At 71.9% G+C, this 15,632-nt stretch carries 14 protein-coding genes; 10 read left to right on the top strand and 4 right to left on the bottom strand.

Annotated elements, in window-relative coordinates; all coding sequences use genetic code 11:
- Positions 1 to 34 precede the first annotated feature (34 nt).
- From hutH to ABD714_RS10790, 6 genes are read left to right on the top strand one after another with little or no spacing between them, the layout of a single operon-like run.
- The gene (hutH, locus tag ABD714_RS10815; RefSeq protein ID WP_344812345.1) at positions 35 to 1,588 is read left to right on the top strand and encodes a histidine ammonia-lyase; all 1,554 of its coding nucleotides are present in this window, start codon (positions 35 to 37) and stop codon (positions 1,586 to 1,588) included.
- A gap of 28 nt (positions 1,589 to 1,616) precedes the next feature.
- Positions 1,617 to 3,323 carry a urocanate hydratase gene (hutU, locus tag ABD714_RS10810; RefSeq protein WP_344812344.1) on the top strand — a complete coding sequence of 569 codons (1,707 nt, stop codon included), beginning with the start codon at positions 1,617 to 1,619 and terminating at the stop codon, positions 3,321 to 3,323.
- Complete coding sequence (locus ABD714_RS10805) at positions 3,320 to 4,531, top strand: allantoate amidohydrolase (protein WP_344812343.1); 1,212 nt, start codon at positions 3,320 to 3,322, stop codon at positions 4,529 to 4,531. Before hutU ends, ABD714_RS10805 begins: the two co-directional genes overlap by 4 nt.
- Positions 4,528 to 5,865 (top strand): formimidoylglutamate deiminase, encoded by a 1,338-nt coding sequence (locus tag ABD714_RS10800; RefSeq protein WP_344812342.1) that lies wholly within the window; start codon positions 4,528 to 4,530, stop codon positions 5,863 to 5,865. Before ABD714_RS10805 ends, ABD714_RS10800 begins: the two co-directional genes overlap by 4 nt.
- A complete protein-coding gene (gene hutI, locus ABD714_RS10795; RefSeq protein WP_344812341.1) occupies positions 5,862 to 7,025 on the top strand; it encodes an imidazolonepropionase in 1,164 nt (387 codons plus the stop codon). The genes ABD714_RS10800 and hutI overlap by 4 nt, the downstream gene beginning before the upstream one ends.
- A 14-nt stretch (positions 7,026 to 7,039) precedes the next feature.
- Positions 7,040 to 7,651, top strand: a complete 612-nt coding sequence (locus tag ABD714_RS10790) for a TMEM175 family protein (protein WP_344812340.1) — start codon at positions 7,040 to 7,042, stop codon at positions 7,649 to 7,651.
- 17 nt (positions 7,652 to 7,668) lie between these two features.
- On the opposite strand, the gene ABD714_RS10785 is transcribed toward ABD714_RS10790, so the two are convergent.
- On the bottom strand, positions 7,669 to 8,472 hold the full coding sequence (locus ABD714_RS10785) for a spermidine synthase (protein WP_344812455.1): 804 nt from the start codon (positions 8,470 to 8,472) through the stop codon (positions 7,669 to 7,671).
- A 164-nt stretch (positions 8,473 to 8,636) separates the two neighbouring features.
- On the opposite strand from ABD714_RS10785, the gene ABD714_RS10780 reads away from it, so the two are divergent.
- On the top strand, positions 8,637 to 9,062 hold the full coding sequence (locus ABD714_RS10780) for a VOC family protein (RefSeq protein WP_344812339.1): 426 nt from the start codon (positions 8,637 to 8,639) through the stop codon (positions 9,060 to 9,062).
- Positions 9,063 to 9,131: 69 nt separating this feature from the next.
- On the opposite strand, the gene clpB is transcribed toward ABD714_RS10780, so the two are convergent.
- Positions 9,132 to 11,729: an ATP-dependent chaperone ClpB gene (gene clpB, locus ABD714_RS10775; protein WP_344812338.1), complete on the bottom strand. Its 2,598-nt coding sequence runs from the start codon at positions 11,727 to 11,729 to the stop codon at positions 9,132 to 9,134.
- A 269-nt stretch (positions 11,730 to 11,998) separates the two neighbouring features.
- Here clpB and ABD714_RS10770 point away from each other — a divergent pair, with 269 nt between their 5' ends.
- The 3 genes from ABD714_RS10770 to ligD all read left to right on the top strand — a co-directional run bounded on the left by ABD714_RS10770 (position 11,999) and on the right by ligD (position 13,899).
- On the top strand, positions 11,999 to 12,211 hold the full coding sequence (locus ABD714_RS10770) for a hypothetical protein (RefSeq protein ID WP_344812337.1): 213 nt from the start codon (positions 11,999 to 12,001) through the stop codon (positions 12,209 to 12,211).
- 1 nt (position 12,212) lies between these two features.
- On the top strand, positions 12,213 to 12,791 hold the full coding sequence (locus ABD714_RS10765; protein WP_344812336.1) for an N-acetylmuramoyl-L-alanine amidase: 579 nt from the start codon (positions 12,213 to 12,215) through the stop codon (positions 12,789 to 12,791).
- Between the two features lie 154 nt (positions 12,792 to 12,945).
- On the top strand, positions 12,946 to 13,899 hold the full coding sequence (gene ligD, locus ABD714_RS10760) for a non-homologous end-joining DNA ligase (RefSeq protein ID WP_344812335.1): 954 nt from the start codon (positions 12,946 to 12,948) through the stop codon (positions 13,897 to 13,899).
- 68 nt (positions 13,900 to 13,967) lie between these two features.
- On the opposite strand, the gene ABD714_RS10755 is transcribed toward ligD, so the two are convergent.
- A complete protein-coding gene (locus tag ABD714_RS10755; protein ID WP_344812334.1) occupies positions 13,968 to 14,405 on the bottom strand; it encodes a heat shock protein transcriptional repressor HspR in 438 nt (145 codons plus the stop codon).
- A gap of 11 nt (positions 14,406 to 14,416) precedes the next feature.
- Positions 14,417 to 15,583 carry a molecular chaperone DnaJ gene (gene dnaJ / locus ABD714_RS10750; RefSeq protein ID WP_344812333.1) on the bottom strand — a complete coding sequence of 389 codons (1,167 nt, stop codon included), beginning with the start codon at positions 15,581 to 15,583 and terminating at the stop codon, positions 14,417 to 14,419.
- Positions 15,584 to 15,632 lie beyond the last annotated feature (49 nt).

Genomic DNA, 15,632 nt, shown 5'->3' with positions numbered 1-15,632 from the left:
GGTCGGCGCCCGGTCCGGTCGCGTGGAATGAGGCATGCCCACCTCGACCTGCTCCGTCGTCATCGGTCGTGGTCCGGTCACCCCCGCCCAGGTCGTCGCCGTGGCTCGCCACGGCGGCTCGGTGCGCATCGCCGACGACGCGATCGCCGAGGTGTCCCGGACCCGGGCGGTGATCCAGGCCCTGGCCGAGGATCCCCGCCCCCACTACGGCGTCTCCACCGGGTTCGGGGCCCTGGCCACCCGGCACATCCCGACCGCCCTGCGCACCCAGCTGCAGCGCAGTCTGATCCGCTCGCACGCCGCCGGCTCGGGACCGCCCGTCGAGCGCGAGGTGGTCCGCGCCCTGATGCTGCTGCGGCTCTCGACGCTGGCCACCGGTCGGACCGGGGTCCGTCCCGTCGTGCTGCAGACGTACGCCGACCTGCTCAACGCCGGGATCACCCCGATCGTCCACGAGTACGGCAGCCTGGGCTGTTCCGGTGATCTTGCTCCGCTGGCCCACTGCGCGCTGGCCGTGCTGGGCGAGGGCACGGTCCATGATCATCGCGGGGAGATCCTCCCGGCCGCCGACGCCCTGGCGCACGCCGGCATCACGCCGGTGGTGCTGGCCGAGAAGGAAGGGCTGGCCCTGATCAACGGGACCGACGGGATGCTCGGCATGCTCGTGCTGGCCCTGCACGACCTGGACAACCTGGTCACGGTGGCCGACGTCACCGCCGCCATGAGCGTGGAGGGTCTGCTCGGCACCGACGACGTGTTCGCCCAGGATCTCCAGCAGCTGCGGCCCCACCCCGGCCAGGCCGCCTCGGCCGCCAACCTCCGTCGGCTGCTGGCGGGCAGCGTGATCCGGGAGTCTCACCGGACGCACGAGTGCACCCGCGTGCAGGATGCGTACTCGCTGCGCTGCTCGCCGCAGGTGGCCGGCGGCGCCCGCGACACGATGGCCCACGCCCGTACGGTGGCAGGGATCGAGCTCGCCTCCGCCGTCGACAACCCCGTCGTCACCCCGGACGGGCGGGTCGAGTCCAACGGCAACTTCCACGGGGCGCCGATCGCCTACGTGCTGGACTTCCTGGCCATCGTGGTCGCGGACCTGGCCAGCATCGCCGAGCGCCGGACCGACCGGTTCCTGGACCGGGCCCGCAACAACGGTCTACCCGCCTTCCTGGCCGACGATCCCGGGGTCGACTCGGGGCACATGATCGCCCAGTACACCCAAGCCGCGATCGTCTCCGAGCTCAAGCGCCTCGCCGCCCCGGCGTCGGTCGACTCGATCCCCAGCTCGGCCCTGCAGGAGGATCACGTCTCGATGGGCTGGTCGTCGGCGCGCAAGCTGCGACGGGCCGTCGACGGCCTGACCCGGGTGCTGGCCGTCGAGCTGCTGACCGCCGCCCGCGGGCTCGAGCTGAGAGCGCCCCTCACCCCCGCTCCGGCCACGGCCGCCGTGATCACCGCACTCCGGGCCGCGGGTGCTCCCGCCCCCGGTCCGGACCGCTGGCTGGCGCCGGAGATCGAGATCGCCGTCCAGCTGGTGGCACGTGGTGGTGTCGTCACCGCCGCGGAATCGGTCACCGGACCTCTGAACTGAACTCCTGCTCCCGAAAGGATCTCTCGCTATGGAAGGCGCCCGTCCCGTCCGCGCAGCCCGCGGCAGCACGCTGTCCGCCAAGAGCTGGGCCACCGAGGCCCCGCTGCGGATGCTGATGAACAACCTCGACCCCGAGAACGCCGAGCGGCCCGACGACCTGGTCGTCTACGGCGGCACCGGTCGAGCCGCCCGCGACTGGCGCTCCTTCGACGCCATGGTCCGCACGCTGCGCGACCTGGAGGGCGACGAGACCATGCTGGTCCAGTCCGGCCGGCCGGTCGGGGTGATGCGCACCCACGAGTGGGCTCCGCGGGTGCTGATCGCCAACTCCAACCTGGTCCCGGACTGGGCCACCTGGCCGGAGTTCCGGCGGCTCGAGCAGCAGGGGCTGACCATGTACGGGCAGATGACCGCCGGCTCGTGGATCTACATCGGCACCCAGGGCATCGTCCAGGGCACCTACGAGACGTTCGCCGCGGTGGCCGAGAAGCGGTTCGGCGGCACGCTGGCCGGCACCCTCACCCTGACCGGGGGCTGCGGCGGCATGGGTGGCGCCCAACCGCTCGCCGTCACCATGAACGACGGGGTCTGCCTGATCGTCGACGTGGACCGGGCTCGCCTGCAGCGGCGGGTCGACCACCGCTATCTCGACGAGATCGCCGACGACCTCGACTCCGCCGTGGAGCAGGTGCTGCAGGCCAAGGCCGACCGGCGGGCGCGGTCCATCGGGGTGGTCGGCAACTGCGCCGAGGTGTTCCCCGAGCTGCTGCGCCGCGGAGTGGCCATCGACGTGGTCACCGACCAGACCAGCGCCCATGACCCGCTCTCCTATCTCCCCGAGGGCGTCAGCCTGGAGGACTGGGCCGAGCTGGCCGCGGCCAAGCCCGAGGAGTTCACGGATCGGGCGCGAACGTCGATGGCCCGCCAGGTGCAGGCCATGGTGGAGTTCGCCGACGCCGGTGCCGAGGTCTTCGACTACGGCAACTCGATCCGGGACGAGGCCCGACAGGGCGGCTACGAGCGCGCCTTCGAGTTCCCCGGGTTCGTGCCCGCCTACATCCGACCGCTCTTCTGCGAGGGCAAGGGTCCGTTCCGCTGGGCCGCCCTGTCCGGTGATCCGAAGGACATCCACACGACGGACGAGGCCGTGCTGAAGCTGTTTCCGGACAACGACCGGCTGCAGAAGTGGATGCGCGGCGCCCGGGAGCGGATCGCCTTCCAGGGCCTGCCGGCCCGGATCTGCTGGCTCGGCTACGGCGAGCGCGACAGGGCGGGACTCGCCTTCAACGACCTGGTGGCCTCCGGTGGGGTCAGCGCCCCGGTCGTGATCGGGCGGGACCACCTGGACTGCGGTTCGGTGGCCAGTCCCTACCGCGAGACCGAGGCGATGGCCGACGGTTCCGATGCGATCGCCGACTGGCCGCTGCTGAACGCCCTGGTCAACACCGCGTCCGGCGCCAGCTGGGTGTCCATCCACCACGGTGGTGGCGTCGGCATCGGGCGGTCCATCCACGCCGGGCAGGTCTGCCTGGCCGACGGCACCGAGCTGGCCGCCCAGAAGCTCGCCCGGGTGCTGAGCAACGATCCCGGCATGGGAATCATCCGGCACGTCGATGCCGGTTACGACGCCGCCGTCGACGTGGCCGTGGAGCGCGGGGTCCGGGTGCCCCTGCGCGAGAGCGCTCCGTCTGCGCTGTGCGAGAGCGCTCCGTCTGCGCAGCGTGAGGGCGCGTGACCAGCGAGGCGACCCACTCGTTCGACCGCCAGTGGGCCGAGCTCGCCGAGATCGGTCGTCGTCCCGCTACCGGCGGCTACCGTCGGTACGCCCTCACCCGGGAGGACCACGATCTGCGCGAGTGGTTCGCCGGTGAGGCGATCCGCCGCGGGTTGGACCTGACCACCGACCGGATGGGCAACCAGTGGGCGTGGTGGGGCGACCCGGACACGACTCCGGGAGTCGTCACCGGCTCCCACCTGGACAGCGTGCCCGACGGCGGCGCGTACGACGGCCCGCTCGGGGTGGTCAGCGGGTTCCTCGCCCTGGATCGTCTTCTGGCCGGGGGTCTCGCACCGCAGCGCCCGGTGGGGATCGTCAACTTCGCCGACGAGGAGGGCGCCCGGTTCGGGGTCGCCTGCGCCGGCTCACGGGTGCTCACCGGCGCGCTCACCCCCGGACACGCCCGGGGTCTGCGGGACGGCGACGGGGTCACGATGGACGAGGCGTTGCGGGCCGCCGGTCGCGACCCCGAGCAGCTCGGGCCCGATCCGGAGACCCTGCGCCGCGTCGGTGCCTTCGTGGAGCTGCACGTCGAGCAGGGGCGGGGACTGGTCGATCTCGAGCAGCCGGTCGGACTCGGCACCGACATCTGGCCGCACGGCCGGTGGCGGCTGGACTTCCCCGGGGAGGCCAACCACGCCGGCACCACCCGGCTGGAGGATCGGCGGGACGCCCTGATCGGTCTGGCCACGACGGTGCTCGCGGCTCGCTCAGCCGCCACCGAGCACGGGTGCGTGGCGACCGTGGGCAAGACCGTGATCGTGCCGGGCGGCGTCAACGCCATCCCGTCGGCGGCCACCGGTTGGCTCGACGCCCGCGGGGCCGACGTGGCGGCGGTGCGGCGCACCGTGCGCGACGTGACAGCGATCGTCGCCGACGCGGGCGGGTGCGTCACCGAGGAGTCCTGGACCCCGACCACCCGCTTCGACGACGAGCTGCTCGGCCGGTTGCGACGGGTGCTGCCGGCCGCTCCGCTGCTCGGCACCGGCGCGGGCCACGACGCCGGGATCCTCGCTGCGGCGGGGATCCCGACCGGGATGATCTTCGTCCGGAACCCGACCGGGATCTCCCACTCCCCCGTCGAGCACGCCGACCGGATCGACTGCCTCGCCGGGGTGACGGCGCTCGCCGAGGTGCTGACCGCGCTGGTCGGGACCACCCCGTGACCAGCTACTGGGTGCCGGCGGCCCATCTCCCCGACCGCGTCGCCGCACGGGTCCGGATCACCGAGCAGGCCGGGGTCATCACCGGGGTCGCCGGCGGCGTCGACCCGGCGGGGACCGACTCCCTCCTCGACGGCATCGCCGTGCCCGGGCTCGCCAACGCCCACAGCCACGCCTTCCACCGGGCCCTCCGCGGTCGGACGCACGCCGACGGCGGCACCTTCTGGACCTGGCGGCAGCAGATGTACGCGCTGGCTTCCCGCCTGGACCCGGACCGCTACTTCGCCCTCGCCCGCGCCGTCTACGCGGAGATGGTGCTGGCGGGGATGACGGTGGTCGGGGAGTTCCACTACCTGCACCATGATGATCGAGGGTCTCGCTACGTCGACCCGAACGCGATGGGCGAGACCCTGGTGGCCGCCGCCGCGGAGGCCGGTATCCGGCTCACCCTGCTGGACGTCTGCTACCTCAGCGGCGGTCTCAGCGAGGCGGGTCACCAGTCCCTGGACCCGGTCCAGCGACGGTTCTCCGACGTCACCGTGGACGGCTGGGCGGATCGGGTCGGCGCCTTCGCCGACCGCCACGCGGGCTCCGCCACCGTCCGCGTCGCCGCCGCCGTCCACTCCGTGCGCGCCGTGCCCGAACCCGGTCTCGCACGGCTGGCCGCCGTGCGTCCGGACGGACCGCTGCACGTCCACCTCAGCGAGCAGCCGGCCGAGAACGCCGCCGTCCGGGCGTTCTACGGCTGCACCCCGACCGAGCTGCTGCACCGCACCGGTCTGCTCGGACCGGCCACGACCGCGGTGCACGCCACCCACCTGCGTGCGTCCGACGTCCTCCTGCTCGGCGGCACCCGGACCGGGGTCTGCGTCTGTCCCACCACCGAACGAGATCTCGCCGACGGCATCGGCCCCGCCCACGCCCTGGGGAGGGCCGGCAGCCCGCTCTGCCTGGGCAGCGACCAGCACGCCGTGATTGACGGGTTCGAGGAGCTCCGGGGGCTGGAGATGCACGAACGGTTGAGCACCGGACAGCGGGGCCGCTTCGCCCCGGCCGAGCTGGTGACGATCGCGGCGGCGAACGGCCACACCGCCCTCGGCTGGGACCGTGGCGGTCGACTGACCGTCGGCGCACCCGCCGACCTGGTGATCATCGACCCTGCCTCGGTCCGCACCGCCGGATCCCACCCGGCTCAGATCCACTACAGCGCCGCCGCGTCCGACGTGCGGGACGTGATCATCGGCGGGCGGCACGTCGTGCGCGACGGAACACACCGACTCGGGGACATCGGCTCGCTGCTGACGGCCGCCCTGACCGACCTGGGGGACCCCTCGTGACCGCGACCGTGATCACCGGCATCGCCGAGCTCGTCACCTGCGACGACAGCACGGACGACCGGCTGGGCATCCGCACCGACGCCGCGGTGGTGGTCCAGGACGGGCGCGTGGCCTGGATCGGGCCCGACGCACAGGCTCCGTCCGCCGACCGCCGGATCGACGTCGACGGGCGAGCCCTCGTTCCCGGCTTCGTGGACTCGCACAGCCACCTCGTCTTCGCCGGTGACCGCTCGGCCGAGTTCGCGGCCCGGATGACCGGGCAGCCGTACGACGGCGGCGGCATCGCCGAGACCGTCAGCGCGACCAGGGCTGCGTCCGACGAGCAGCTCCGGGCTCTGATCGCTCACCGGGTGGCCGAGATGCGGGCCCAGGGCACCACCACTGTGGAGATCAAGAGCGGCTACGGGCTGAGCGTCGCCGACGAGGTCAGGGCGTTGCGGCTGGCCGCCGAGGTGACCACCGAGACGACGTTCCTCGGTGCCCACGTGGTGCCGCCGGAGTGGCGCCACCGCCGCGCGGACTACGTCGACCTGGTCTCCGGCGAGATGCTCGGCGCCGCCGTCCCGTACGCCCGCTGGATCGACGTGTTCTGCGAGCCGGGATCGCCGTACGCCTTCGACGCCGACGAGGCCCGGACCGTGCTGGAGGCGGGACGCGCGGCGGGGCTGGGGCTGCGGGTGCACGGCAACCAGCTCGGGCCCGGGCCCGGGCCCGGTGTGCAGCTGGCCGTCCAGCTCGGGGCGGCCAGCGTCGACCACTGCACCCACCTGACCGACGGCGACGTGGACGCCCTGGCCGGCTCCGGGACCGTGGCGACCCTGCTGCCCGGGGTGGAGTTCTGCACCCGCTCGCCCTTTCCCGACGCGGCTCGGCTGCTGGCCGCCGGGGTGTCGGTCGCCCTGGCCACGGACTGCAACCCGGGCACCTGCTACTCGTCCTCGATGCCGCTGATGATCGCTCTGGCCGTCCGGGAGATGGGACTGACCCCGGCGCAGGCTCTCTACGCCGCCACCGCCGGCTCCGCGCGGTCCCTGGGTCGCGACGACATCGGTCGCATCGTCGTCGGCGGGCCGGCCGATCTGGCGGTCGTCGACGCCCCGAGCCACCTCCACCTGGCCTACCGCCCGGGCGTGCCGCTCGCCGCGGCGCTCGCGGTGTAGGTCATATTGCCGGGATGGCCGACAAGAGCAGCGACGACGGTGGTCCGGGTGTCGAACGCACCATCACCTTGACCGATGCGGTGGTGGCGATCGCCATGACGCTGCTGATCCTGCCCCTGGTCGACGCGGTCGACGACGGCGACCTCACCGACGTCGCCGCGGTCTGGGCCGAGAACGGCGAGCTGCTCCAGTCGTTCGTGATCAGCTTCCTGGTCATCTACGCCTTCTGGCTCCTGCACGGCAACCTCTTCTCCCGTTTGGCCGCCGCCGGCCGGCCCGCCGTCCGCTGGCTGAGCATGATCAACATGGGCTGGCTGCTGGTGATCGCGTTCCTTCCCTTTCCCACCGCCATGATCGGCCGGGAGCTGACCCGGGTGACCGGCCCGCTCTATCTCGGCACGCTGCTGGTCCTGTCCACCCTGACCCTGGCCATGACCGGTCTGATCCACCGGGCGGTCGGCCTCCCGCTCGGCCTGGCCTGGTTGACGACGGCGGTGTTCGCCCTGTGCCTGCTGGTGAGTCTGGTCAGCCCCCAGCTCGGTCTCTACCTGCTCCTGCTGCTCATCGTGGCCGGCCGGCTCGAGGGCGTCAGCGCGGCACGAAGGACCCGGAGGGGGGCGAGCTGAGCCCGGCCCGGCCGGCCTCAGCCGAAGTGCGCGCCGCCGGTCACCGGGTCCGGTGAGGGCTCGGCGTCGTCGTCGGTGAACGGGACCGCGCTGCCGACGAAGCGGGGGATCTGGTTCCCCGTCATCAACCGGTACGGGAACATCGACCCGGCCGCGCGGCGGATCAGGGACTGCTCGGGGAGTGCGGCGTCCGAGCCGGTCAGGATGATGTTGCCGAACCGCCGGCCCTTCAGGGTGGCCGGCTCGGCGCCGTAGACCACGTGCCCGAACACCCGGGTCAGCCCGGCCAGCACCCGGCGCGAGTAGGCCAGCGCGCCGCTGTCGGTCACGTTGATCACCACCGCACCGGCCGTACCCACCACCCGCCGGAGGTCGGCGAGGTACTCGACGGTGGTCAGCTCGGCGGGCACCCGGGCGCCGGCGAAGGCGTCCACGATGACCAGGTCGGCGAACTCGTCGCGCAGGGCTGCGATCCCCGCACGGCCGTCGACCGGCCGGATCTTGATGCCGCTCTGGCGGGGCAACGGCAGGTGCTCGCGGACCCACGCGGTCAGCTCGGTGTCGGGCTCCAGCACGATCTGCGCCGAGCTCGGCCGGGTCGCCGTGACGTAGCGGGGCAGGGTGAGGGCCGCCCCACCGACGTGCACCACCCGGATCCGCTCACCGTCGGCAGCGATCTCGTCGATCACGTCGGCGATCCGCTGGACGTAGTCGAACTCGAGTCGCAGCGGGTCGGTCAGGTCCACGTACGACTGGTCGGTGCCCCCGATCCGGACCAGGTACGCGCCCGGCCGGGCCGAGTCCTCCACCAGGGTCACCAGCTGCGAGCCCGTGTCCAGCTCGATCTCGCCGCTCAGCTCCGCCTCCTCGTCGTCACGCCGTCGATCCTTCCACGTCCGATGACTTCGGTCGGTCCGTCGGGTCTACCCGGTTGTCACCGCTGCGCACCACACTGGGCGCAACGCCGTCACTCGGGAGGACCACCATGGCTCTGCTCAACCCCTACCTGAATTTCAGCGGGACGACCCGCGAGGCGATGCAGTTCTACGCCTCCGTCTTCGGCGGGGACCCGACCTTCTCCACCTTCGGGGACTTCCAGATGCCCGGTATCGAGGCGGACGAGGCCGACAAGATCATGCACAGCCAGCTCGCCACCCCGTCCGGCTTCACGCTGATGGCGGCCGACGTGCCGGCCATGATGGGCGGTCAGGCGGGGCCCAACGGCACCGTCTCCATCAGCGGCAACGAGACCGACGAGATCCGTGGCTACTTCGACAGGCTGGCCGACGGCGGCCAGGTCTCGATGCCGCTGGAGCAGGCCCCCTGGGGCGACTACTTCGGCCAGGTGACCGACAAGTTCGGGGTCGACTGGATGGTCAACATCAGCGGACCCGGCGCCCCGCAGGGCTGAGCCGAGACGCCACGAGGGGCCGGAACCCCAACGGTTCCGGCCCCTCGGTCAGGCTCGTCGTCCGCAGGATCAGACGGTCACCGGCGTCGGCTCGACGACAACGAGACCGTCCTCGGCCTCGTCCACGTCGAAGCTGATGACGTCCCCGTCGGTCACCGACCCACCCAGCACCTGCTGGGCCAGCTGGTCCTCGATGGTGGTCTGGATCAGGCGGCGCAGCGGACGGGCGCCGTAGACCGGGTCGAAGCCGGTCAGGGCCAGCCAGTCCTTGGCCGCCTGGGTGACCTCGACGGTGATCCGGCGATCGGCCAGCCGCTGGTTGAGCCGGCGCAGGCTGATCTCCACGATCTTGGCCAGCTCCTCGGTGCCGAGCGCGTCGAACAGCACGACCTCGTCCAGCCGGTTCAGGAACTCCGGCTTGAACGCTCCCCGCACGACCCCCATCACCGCGTTCCGCTTGGTCGTGGCATCGAGGGTCTGGTCGGCCAGGAACTGCGAGCCCAGGTTCGACGTCAAGATCAGGAGCACGTTGCGGAAGTCGACCGTCCGGCCCTGACCGTCGGTCAGCCGGCCGTCGTCGAGCACCTGCAGCAGGATGTCGAAGACCTCGCTGTGCGCCTTCTCCACCTCGTCCAGGAGCACGACCGCGTACGGCCGCCGGCGGACCGCCTCGGTGAGCTGACCGCCCTCCTCGTAGCCGACGTAGCCGGGCGGGGCCCCGACGAGCCGGGCCACCGAGTGCTTCTCGGAGTACTCGCTCATGTCGATCCGGATCATCGCGTGCTCGTCGTCGAACAGGAACTCCGCGAGCGCCTTGGCCAGCTCCGTCTTGCCCACGCCGGTGGGACCGAGGAACAGGAACGAGCCGGTGGGGCGGTTCGGGTCGGAGATGCCTGCCCGGGACCGGCGGACCGCGTCGGAGACGGCCTTGACCGCCGGCCGCTGGCCGATCAGCCGCTCCCCCAGCCGCGACTCCATCGACAGCAGCTTCTCGCTCTCACCCTGGAGCAGCCGACCCACGGGGATGCCGGTCCAGTTGGAGACCACCTCGGCGATGTCGCTGGGACCGACCTCCTCGGACACCATCGGAGCGGTCTGGCTCTCGGCCTGGTCGGCACGCGCCAGCTGCTGCTGGAGCTCGGGGATCTCGCCGTAGAGGATCTCCGCGGCCCGCTGCAGCTCGCCTTCCCGCTGCAGCCGGTCGGCCTCGGTGCGCAGCTCGTCGATCTTCTGCCGCAGGTCGCCGACCTGGTTCAGGCCCTGCTTCTCGGCCTCCCAGCGCGCCTCGAGCCCGCGCAGCTCCTCCTCGGCGTCAGCCAGCTCGGCGTCGAGGCGGGCCAGCCGCTCGACCGAGCCGGTGTCGGACTCCTTCGCCAGGGCGAAGCGCTGCATCTTCATCCGGTCCACCGTCCGGCGCAGCTGGTCGATCTCCTCCGGGGAGGAGTCGATCTCCATCCGCAGCCGGGAGGCGGACTCGTCGATCAGGTCGATGGCCTTGTCCGGCAGCTGCCGGGAGGTGATGTAGCGGTTCGACAGGGTCGCGGCTGCCACCAGGGCGCCGTCGGTGATGGCCACCTTGTGGTGCGCCTCGTAGCGCTCGCGCAGGCCGCGGAGGATGGCGATGGTGTCCTCGACACTCGGCTCACCCACGTAGACCTGCTGGAAACGACGCTCCAGGGCGGGGTCCTTCTCGATCCGCTCGCGGTACTCGTCGAGGGTGGTGGCGCCGATCATCCGCAGCTCGCCCCGGGCCAGCATCGGCTTGAGCATGTTGCCCGCATCCATCGAGGAGTCGCCGGACGCGCCGGCGCCGACCACTGTGTGCAGCTCGTCGATGAAGGTGATCACCTGACCCTGGGCGTCGCGGATCTCCGTCAGCACCGCCTTGAGCCGCTCCTCGAACTCGCCGCGGTACTTCGCGCCGGCGACCATCGCGGACAGGTCCAGGGAGATCAGCCGACGGCCCTTGAGCGAGTCCGGGACGTCACCGGCGACGAGCCGCTGGGCCAGGCCCTCGACCACGGCGGTCTTGCCGACGCCGGGCTCACCGATCAGCACGGGGTTGTTCTTGGTCCGGCGGGCCAGCACCTGGACGACGCGACGGATCTCGGTGTCCCGGCCGATCACCGGGTCGAGCCGACCCTCCCGCGCCTGCTCGGTCAGGTCGATGCCGTACTGGTCGAGCGCGGACGACGTGCCCTCGGCCTCCTGGCTGGTGACCCGCTTCGCGCCGCGCGACGCGTTGAACGCCGTCACCAGCTTGTCGGCGGTCACGTGCAGGTCGGTGAGGACCTTCTTGGCGTCCGAGCTCACCGCCGCCAACGCGATCAGCAGGTGCTCGGTGGCCACGTAGCTGTCGCCGAGCTGCTCGGCCCGGGTCTCGGCGTCCGCCAGCACCCGGGCGAAGGATCCCGACAGCGTGGGCTGGCTGACCGAGGAGCCGCTGGCCGACGGGAGCTTGGTGATCGCCCCCTGGGCCGCGGCGTCGACGACACTGGGGTCGGCGCCGACCGACGCCAGCAGCGGGGCCACGGTGTTGCCGGGCACCATCAGCAGAGCGTGCAGCAGGTGGGACGGCTCAGCACTCGGGTTGCCGGTCGTCAACGCGTTGCGCAGCGCCGCGGAGACGGCGTCGCGACTCTTGGTGGTGAGCTTGTTGGTGTCCATGCGGGTCCTTCGTGATCGAAGTCAAGGTTGAGCCTACTACGCTCAACTTTGGGGCCACCTTCAGTATTCCACCTTGAGTGAGGTCGACTCAACCTGGTCCGACCCTGACCTCTCACCCACGTCGGCTGGTCCGATCCCCGGGTGCCGCGTGGACGCCGGGTCCCTCGCGGCCGACGCCGCGCGACGGAGCGGACCGACCTGCCATCGGGACCGTGACCCTCTGGGCTGATTGCGTAGCGGGCATCCACAGCCCCACGAGAGGACCTTCCATGACCCACGCGGACCGACCGCAGCACCACTCGACCGACCAGGCACCTGAGGATCCGGCCGTCACCTTCAGCCGCCGGACGGCCTTCCGCTTCGCCGCCGGCGCGGCCGGTGCGGTGGCGGTGACCTCCGCCGGCGCCGCCCCGGCGGCGGCCGATGCCGATCGGCACGCGACCACGGTCGAGTGCATGGCCGACCTGGAAGCGGGCAGCTGAGATGGCACTCACCTGGCTCGCACGACGTCTCACCAACGCCGGTCTCCGGGTCGGCGAGATAGACGGTTGGCGCACCGCCGGACGGCCGGGCGCCTTCGCACCCCAGGGCGTCCTCATCCATCACACCGCCGGCGCCCGGTCCTCCCGGGACAACCCCGCTCCGTCGCTGAGCACGGTGATCAACGGTCGGTCCGACCTTCCCGGGCCGCTGTGTCAGGTGCTGGTCGACTACAACGGCGTCTGCTGGGTCGTCGCGGCCGGTCGGACGAACAACGCCGGAGCGGCCAGGGCCAGCGGGCCGTTGCCGGCCACCAGCGACGGCAACGCGCTGTACGTCGGCATCGAGATCGACTACCGCGTCAACCCGGACGGCAGCTTCAACCAGAATCCGAGCAGCATCCAGAAGACGGCGTCGATCGTGGCTGCCGCCGCCATCGTCACCCGGCTCGGACATGGCTACCGCTACGTCCGCGGACACAAGGAGACGAGCGTCACCAACAAGATCGATCCCAAGTTCTTGATGCCGATGCCGGACTTCCGTGACGAGGTCCGCAAGATGATCGCCGTCAAGGGCTTCTGACGCCGGCTCTTCGCACGTCAGCGATCGGCGACCCGAGCACGCCGAGTCCGTGCGCCCCGCTGGGCTGTTGATCCAGCGGGGCGCAGCGCGGATCGAGGACGGCGTGGGCGACGCCGGCCGTAGGGTGATCTCACCGCCGGGAGAGGAGAGCGCTGTGTCGGACGAGGAACGCCACGGTGTCTCCTTCAGCCACCTCGACCAGGAGCTGTTCGACGGTGCCGGCGCGACCAAGCGGGACCTCGTCGACTACCTGGAGACCGTCGCCGACCGGATCCTCTCGGTGCTGGCCGACCGTCCGCTGTCGGTGATCAGGGTCCGACCGGGCCAGCCTGCGTTCATGCAGAAGAACCTGCCGACGTACACGCCGGACTGGGTGTCACGCACCCCGATCTGGGCCGAGGCCTCCCACCGGGAGATCTCCTACCCGGTGGTCGACGACCTCCGGACGCTGCTGTGGTTCGCCAACCAGCGAGCGGTCGAGTACCACGTCACGCTCTTCCGGCTGGCGGTGCCGGCCGAGCCCGACTTCCTCGTGATGGATCTCGATCCACCGGAAGGCTCGGACTTCGCCGCCGTGGTGGCCGCTGCCCAGCTGGTGCGGACCGCGCTGACCGAGCTGGGGCTGGAGGGCGCGGTGAAGACGAGCGGCGCCAAGGGGGTGCACGTGTTCGTGCCGCTGGCGGCGGGTACGGCCGCGAGCGACGCGGCGGCCGCGTGTCGCGCGCTGGCGGCGCGGTCGGAGCGCCTCGATCCTGCGCTGGCCACCACCGCGTACGTCAAGGACGACCGCGCCGGCAAGGTGTTCCTCGACTCGACGCGGTCGGGTGGGGCGACCGTCGTGGCGGCGTACAGCCCGCGGGCGCGGCCGGGGGTGCCGGTGTCGTTCCCGGTCTCGTGGAGCGACCTGGACCGGATCAGTCCGAAGGACTTCACCCTGACCACCGCCGCGGCGCGGCTGGAGGGCGACCCCTGGCGGTCCTCGATGCCGGCACCGCAGACGCTCCCCGCGGATCTGGTGGCTGAGGGCCACGAGATCCCGATCGCCCGCGTGCAGGCCATGCACGAGGGCAAGCGGCGCGCTCGCGCCCGCCGCAGTCCCGGCACTTGAGGGGCTTGTCCCGCCAGCCCTGACAGGGCGGGCGACGGGCGCGGGCAGCCCGGCGAACCGACTCGGAGCTATCTCTCCCGGGCCGGCAGCGCCAGGACGCCCCGGGGGCGCCGGACACCGGCGCCGCCCAGGTGCACCCCGCCGGTGCCGTCGGCGGTGAAGACCCGCGACCCGGCGGGGGCCTGGTGCACGGCCGCCAGCAGCGCCGCCATGTCCTCCAGCTGGCGGCGGAGCCCGTCCAGCTCGTCCTGCATGGACAGGATCCGACGGATCCCCTCCAGGTTGATGCCCTCGTCCTGGCTCAGCCGCTGCACCAGCCGGAGGCGGGCGATGTCGCGGGCCGAGTAGCGGCGGCCGCGCTTCGCCAGCCGCCGCGGGACCACGAGCCCCATCCGGTCGTACGTGCGCAGCGTCTGCGGGTGCATCCCGGCCAGCTGGGCCGCCACCGAGATGACGAAGACAGGCGCGTCGGAGTCGATCTGCTGAGGTAAACCAGCTCCGCTCATCGCCTACTCCCTCACGAACCGGTGGCGAACAGCTTCGCCCGCGGGTTCTGGGTTCCCTCGGCTTCGGCGTACGAGTCGAGGGCCTGCCGGGCCTCGGCGCTCAGCGTCGCCGGCACGACCACGTCGACGGACACGAGCAGGTCGCCCTTGCTCCCGTCCCGACGGGCCACGCCCTTGCCGCGGACCCGCAGGGTGCGCCCGTTGGGCGTGCCGGCGGGCAGCCGCAGCTTGACCGGCGGACCGCCCAGCGTGGGGACCTCGATCTCGCCCCCGACGGCCGCCTCGTGGAAGGTGACCGGCGCGGTCAGGGTGAGGTTGTCGCCCGTCCGGCCGAACACCGGGTGGGGACGGACGTGGACGATGACGTAGAGGTCGCCGGCCGCGCCACCGTTCTCGCCGGCGCCGCCCTTGCCCTTCAGCCTGATCCGCTGCCCGTCGGTGACCCCGGCGGGGATCCGCACCTGCATGGTCTTGGTCGACCGACCACGACCGGAGCCGTGACAGACCGGGCAGGGATCGTCCACGACCATGCCGCGCCCGTGACAGTCCTTGCAGGGCTCGGTCATCGCGAACACCCCACCCGAGGTGGAGGTCTGCATGCCGGAGCCCTGGCAGGTGGCACAGACGTGTGGCACGGTGCCGGCCTTCGCCCCGGTCCCGTGGCACGCCTCGCACGGCGCGTCGGAGATCATCTGCATCCCCACCGTGACACCCGCGATGGCGTCGACGAAGTCGACGGTCACCTCACCCTCGACGTCGCTGCCGCGGCGCGGACCGCGCGCGGTCGAGTAGCGCTGGGTCCGGGTCTGGCCGCCGTTGAACAGGCCGCCGAACAGGTCGGAGAAGCCGTTGTCGGACGCGTTGCGGAACAGGTCGTCCACCGAGGGACCACCCTGGCCGCCGGGGGCACCACCACCGCCGGGGAAGCGGAACCCACCACCGCCGAACAGCTTGCGGGCGTCGTCGTACTCCTTGCGCTTCTTGGTGTCCGACAACACGTCATTGGCCTCGGAGACCTCTTTGAACCGCTTCTCCGCCGCCGGGTTACCGGGGTTCTGGTCGGGGTGGTTCTCCCGCGCCAGCTTGCGGTAGGCCTTCTTGATCTCGTCGGACTTGGCGTCCTTCGCCACCCCGAGGACCTTGTAGTAGTCCTTCTCCAACCAGTCCTTGGTGCTCACGGACGCCTCCTCCCGAAGGTCTCGGAACCGGTGGACCCGGTCCTGGTCA

This window comes from Microlunatus aurantiacus (genome assembly GCF_039536605.1).
GTDB classification, from domain to species: Bacteria; Actinomycetota; Actinomycetes; order Propionibacteriales; family Propionibacteriaceae; genus Microlunatus; species Microlunatus aurantiacus.
This window is presented reverse-complemented; position numbering and strand designations above follow the sequence as displayed.

What these genes read in the sequence shown, in the direction of transcription:
- hutH (WP_344812345.1), top strand. Translation starts at nt 35, where the DNA reads ATGCCCACCTCGACCTGCTCCGTCGTCATCGGTCGTGGTCCGGTCACC.
- hutU (WP_344812344.1), top strand. Translation starts at nt 1,617, where the DNA reads ATGGAAGGCGCCCGTCCCGTCCGCGCAGCCCGCGGCAGCACGCTGTCC.
- ABD714_RS10790 (WP_344812340.1), top strand. Translation starts at nt 7,040, where the DNA reads ATGGCCGACAAGAGCAGCGACGACGGTGGTCCGGGTGTCGAACGCACC.
- ABD714_RS10780 (WP_344812339.1), top strand. Translation starts at nt 8,637, where the DNA reads ATGGCTCTGCTCAACCCCTACCTGAATTTCAGCGGGACGACCCGCGAG.
- clpB (WP_344812338.1), bottom strand. Translation starts at nt 11,729, where the DNA reads ATGGACACCAACAAGCTCACCACCAAGAGTCGCGACGCCGTCTCCGCG.
- ABD714_RS10770 (WP_344812337.1), top strand. Translation starts at nt 11,999, where the DNA reads ATGACCCACGCGGACCGACCGCAGCACCACTCGACCGACCAGGCACCT.
- ABD714_RS10765 (WP_344812336.1), top strand. Translation starts at nt 12,213, where the DNA reads ATGGCACTCACCTGGCTCGCACGACGTCTCACCAACGCCGGTCTCCGG.
- ABD714_RS10755 (WP_344812334.1), bottom strand. Translation starts at nt 14,405, where the DNA reads ATGAGCGGAGCTGGTTTACCTCAGCAGATCGACTCCGACGCGCCTGTC.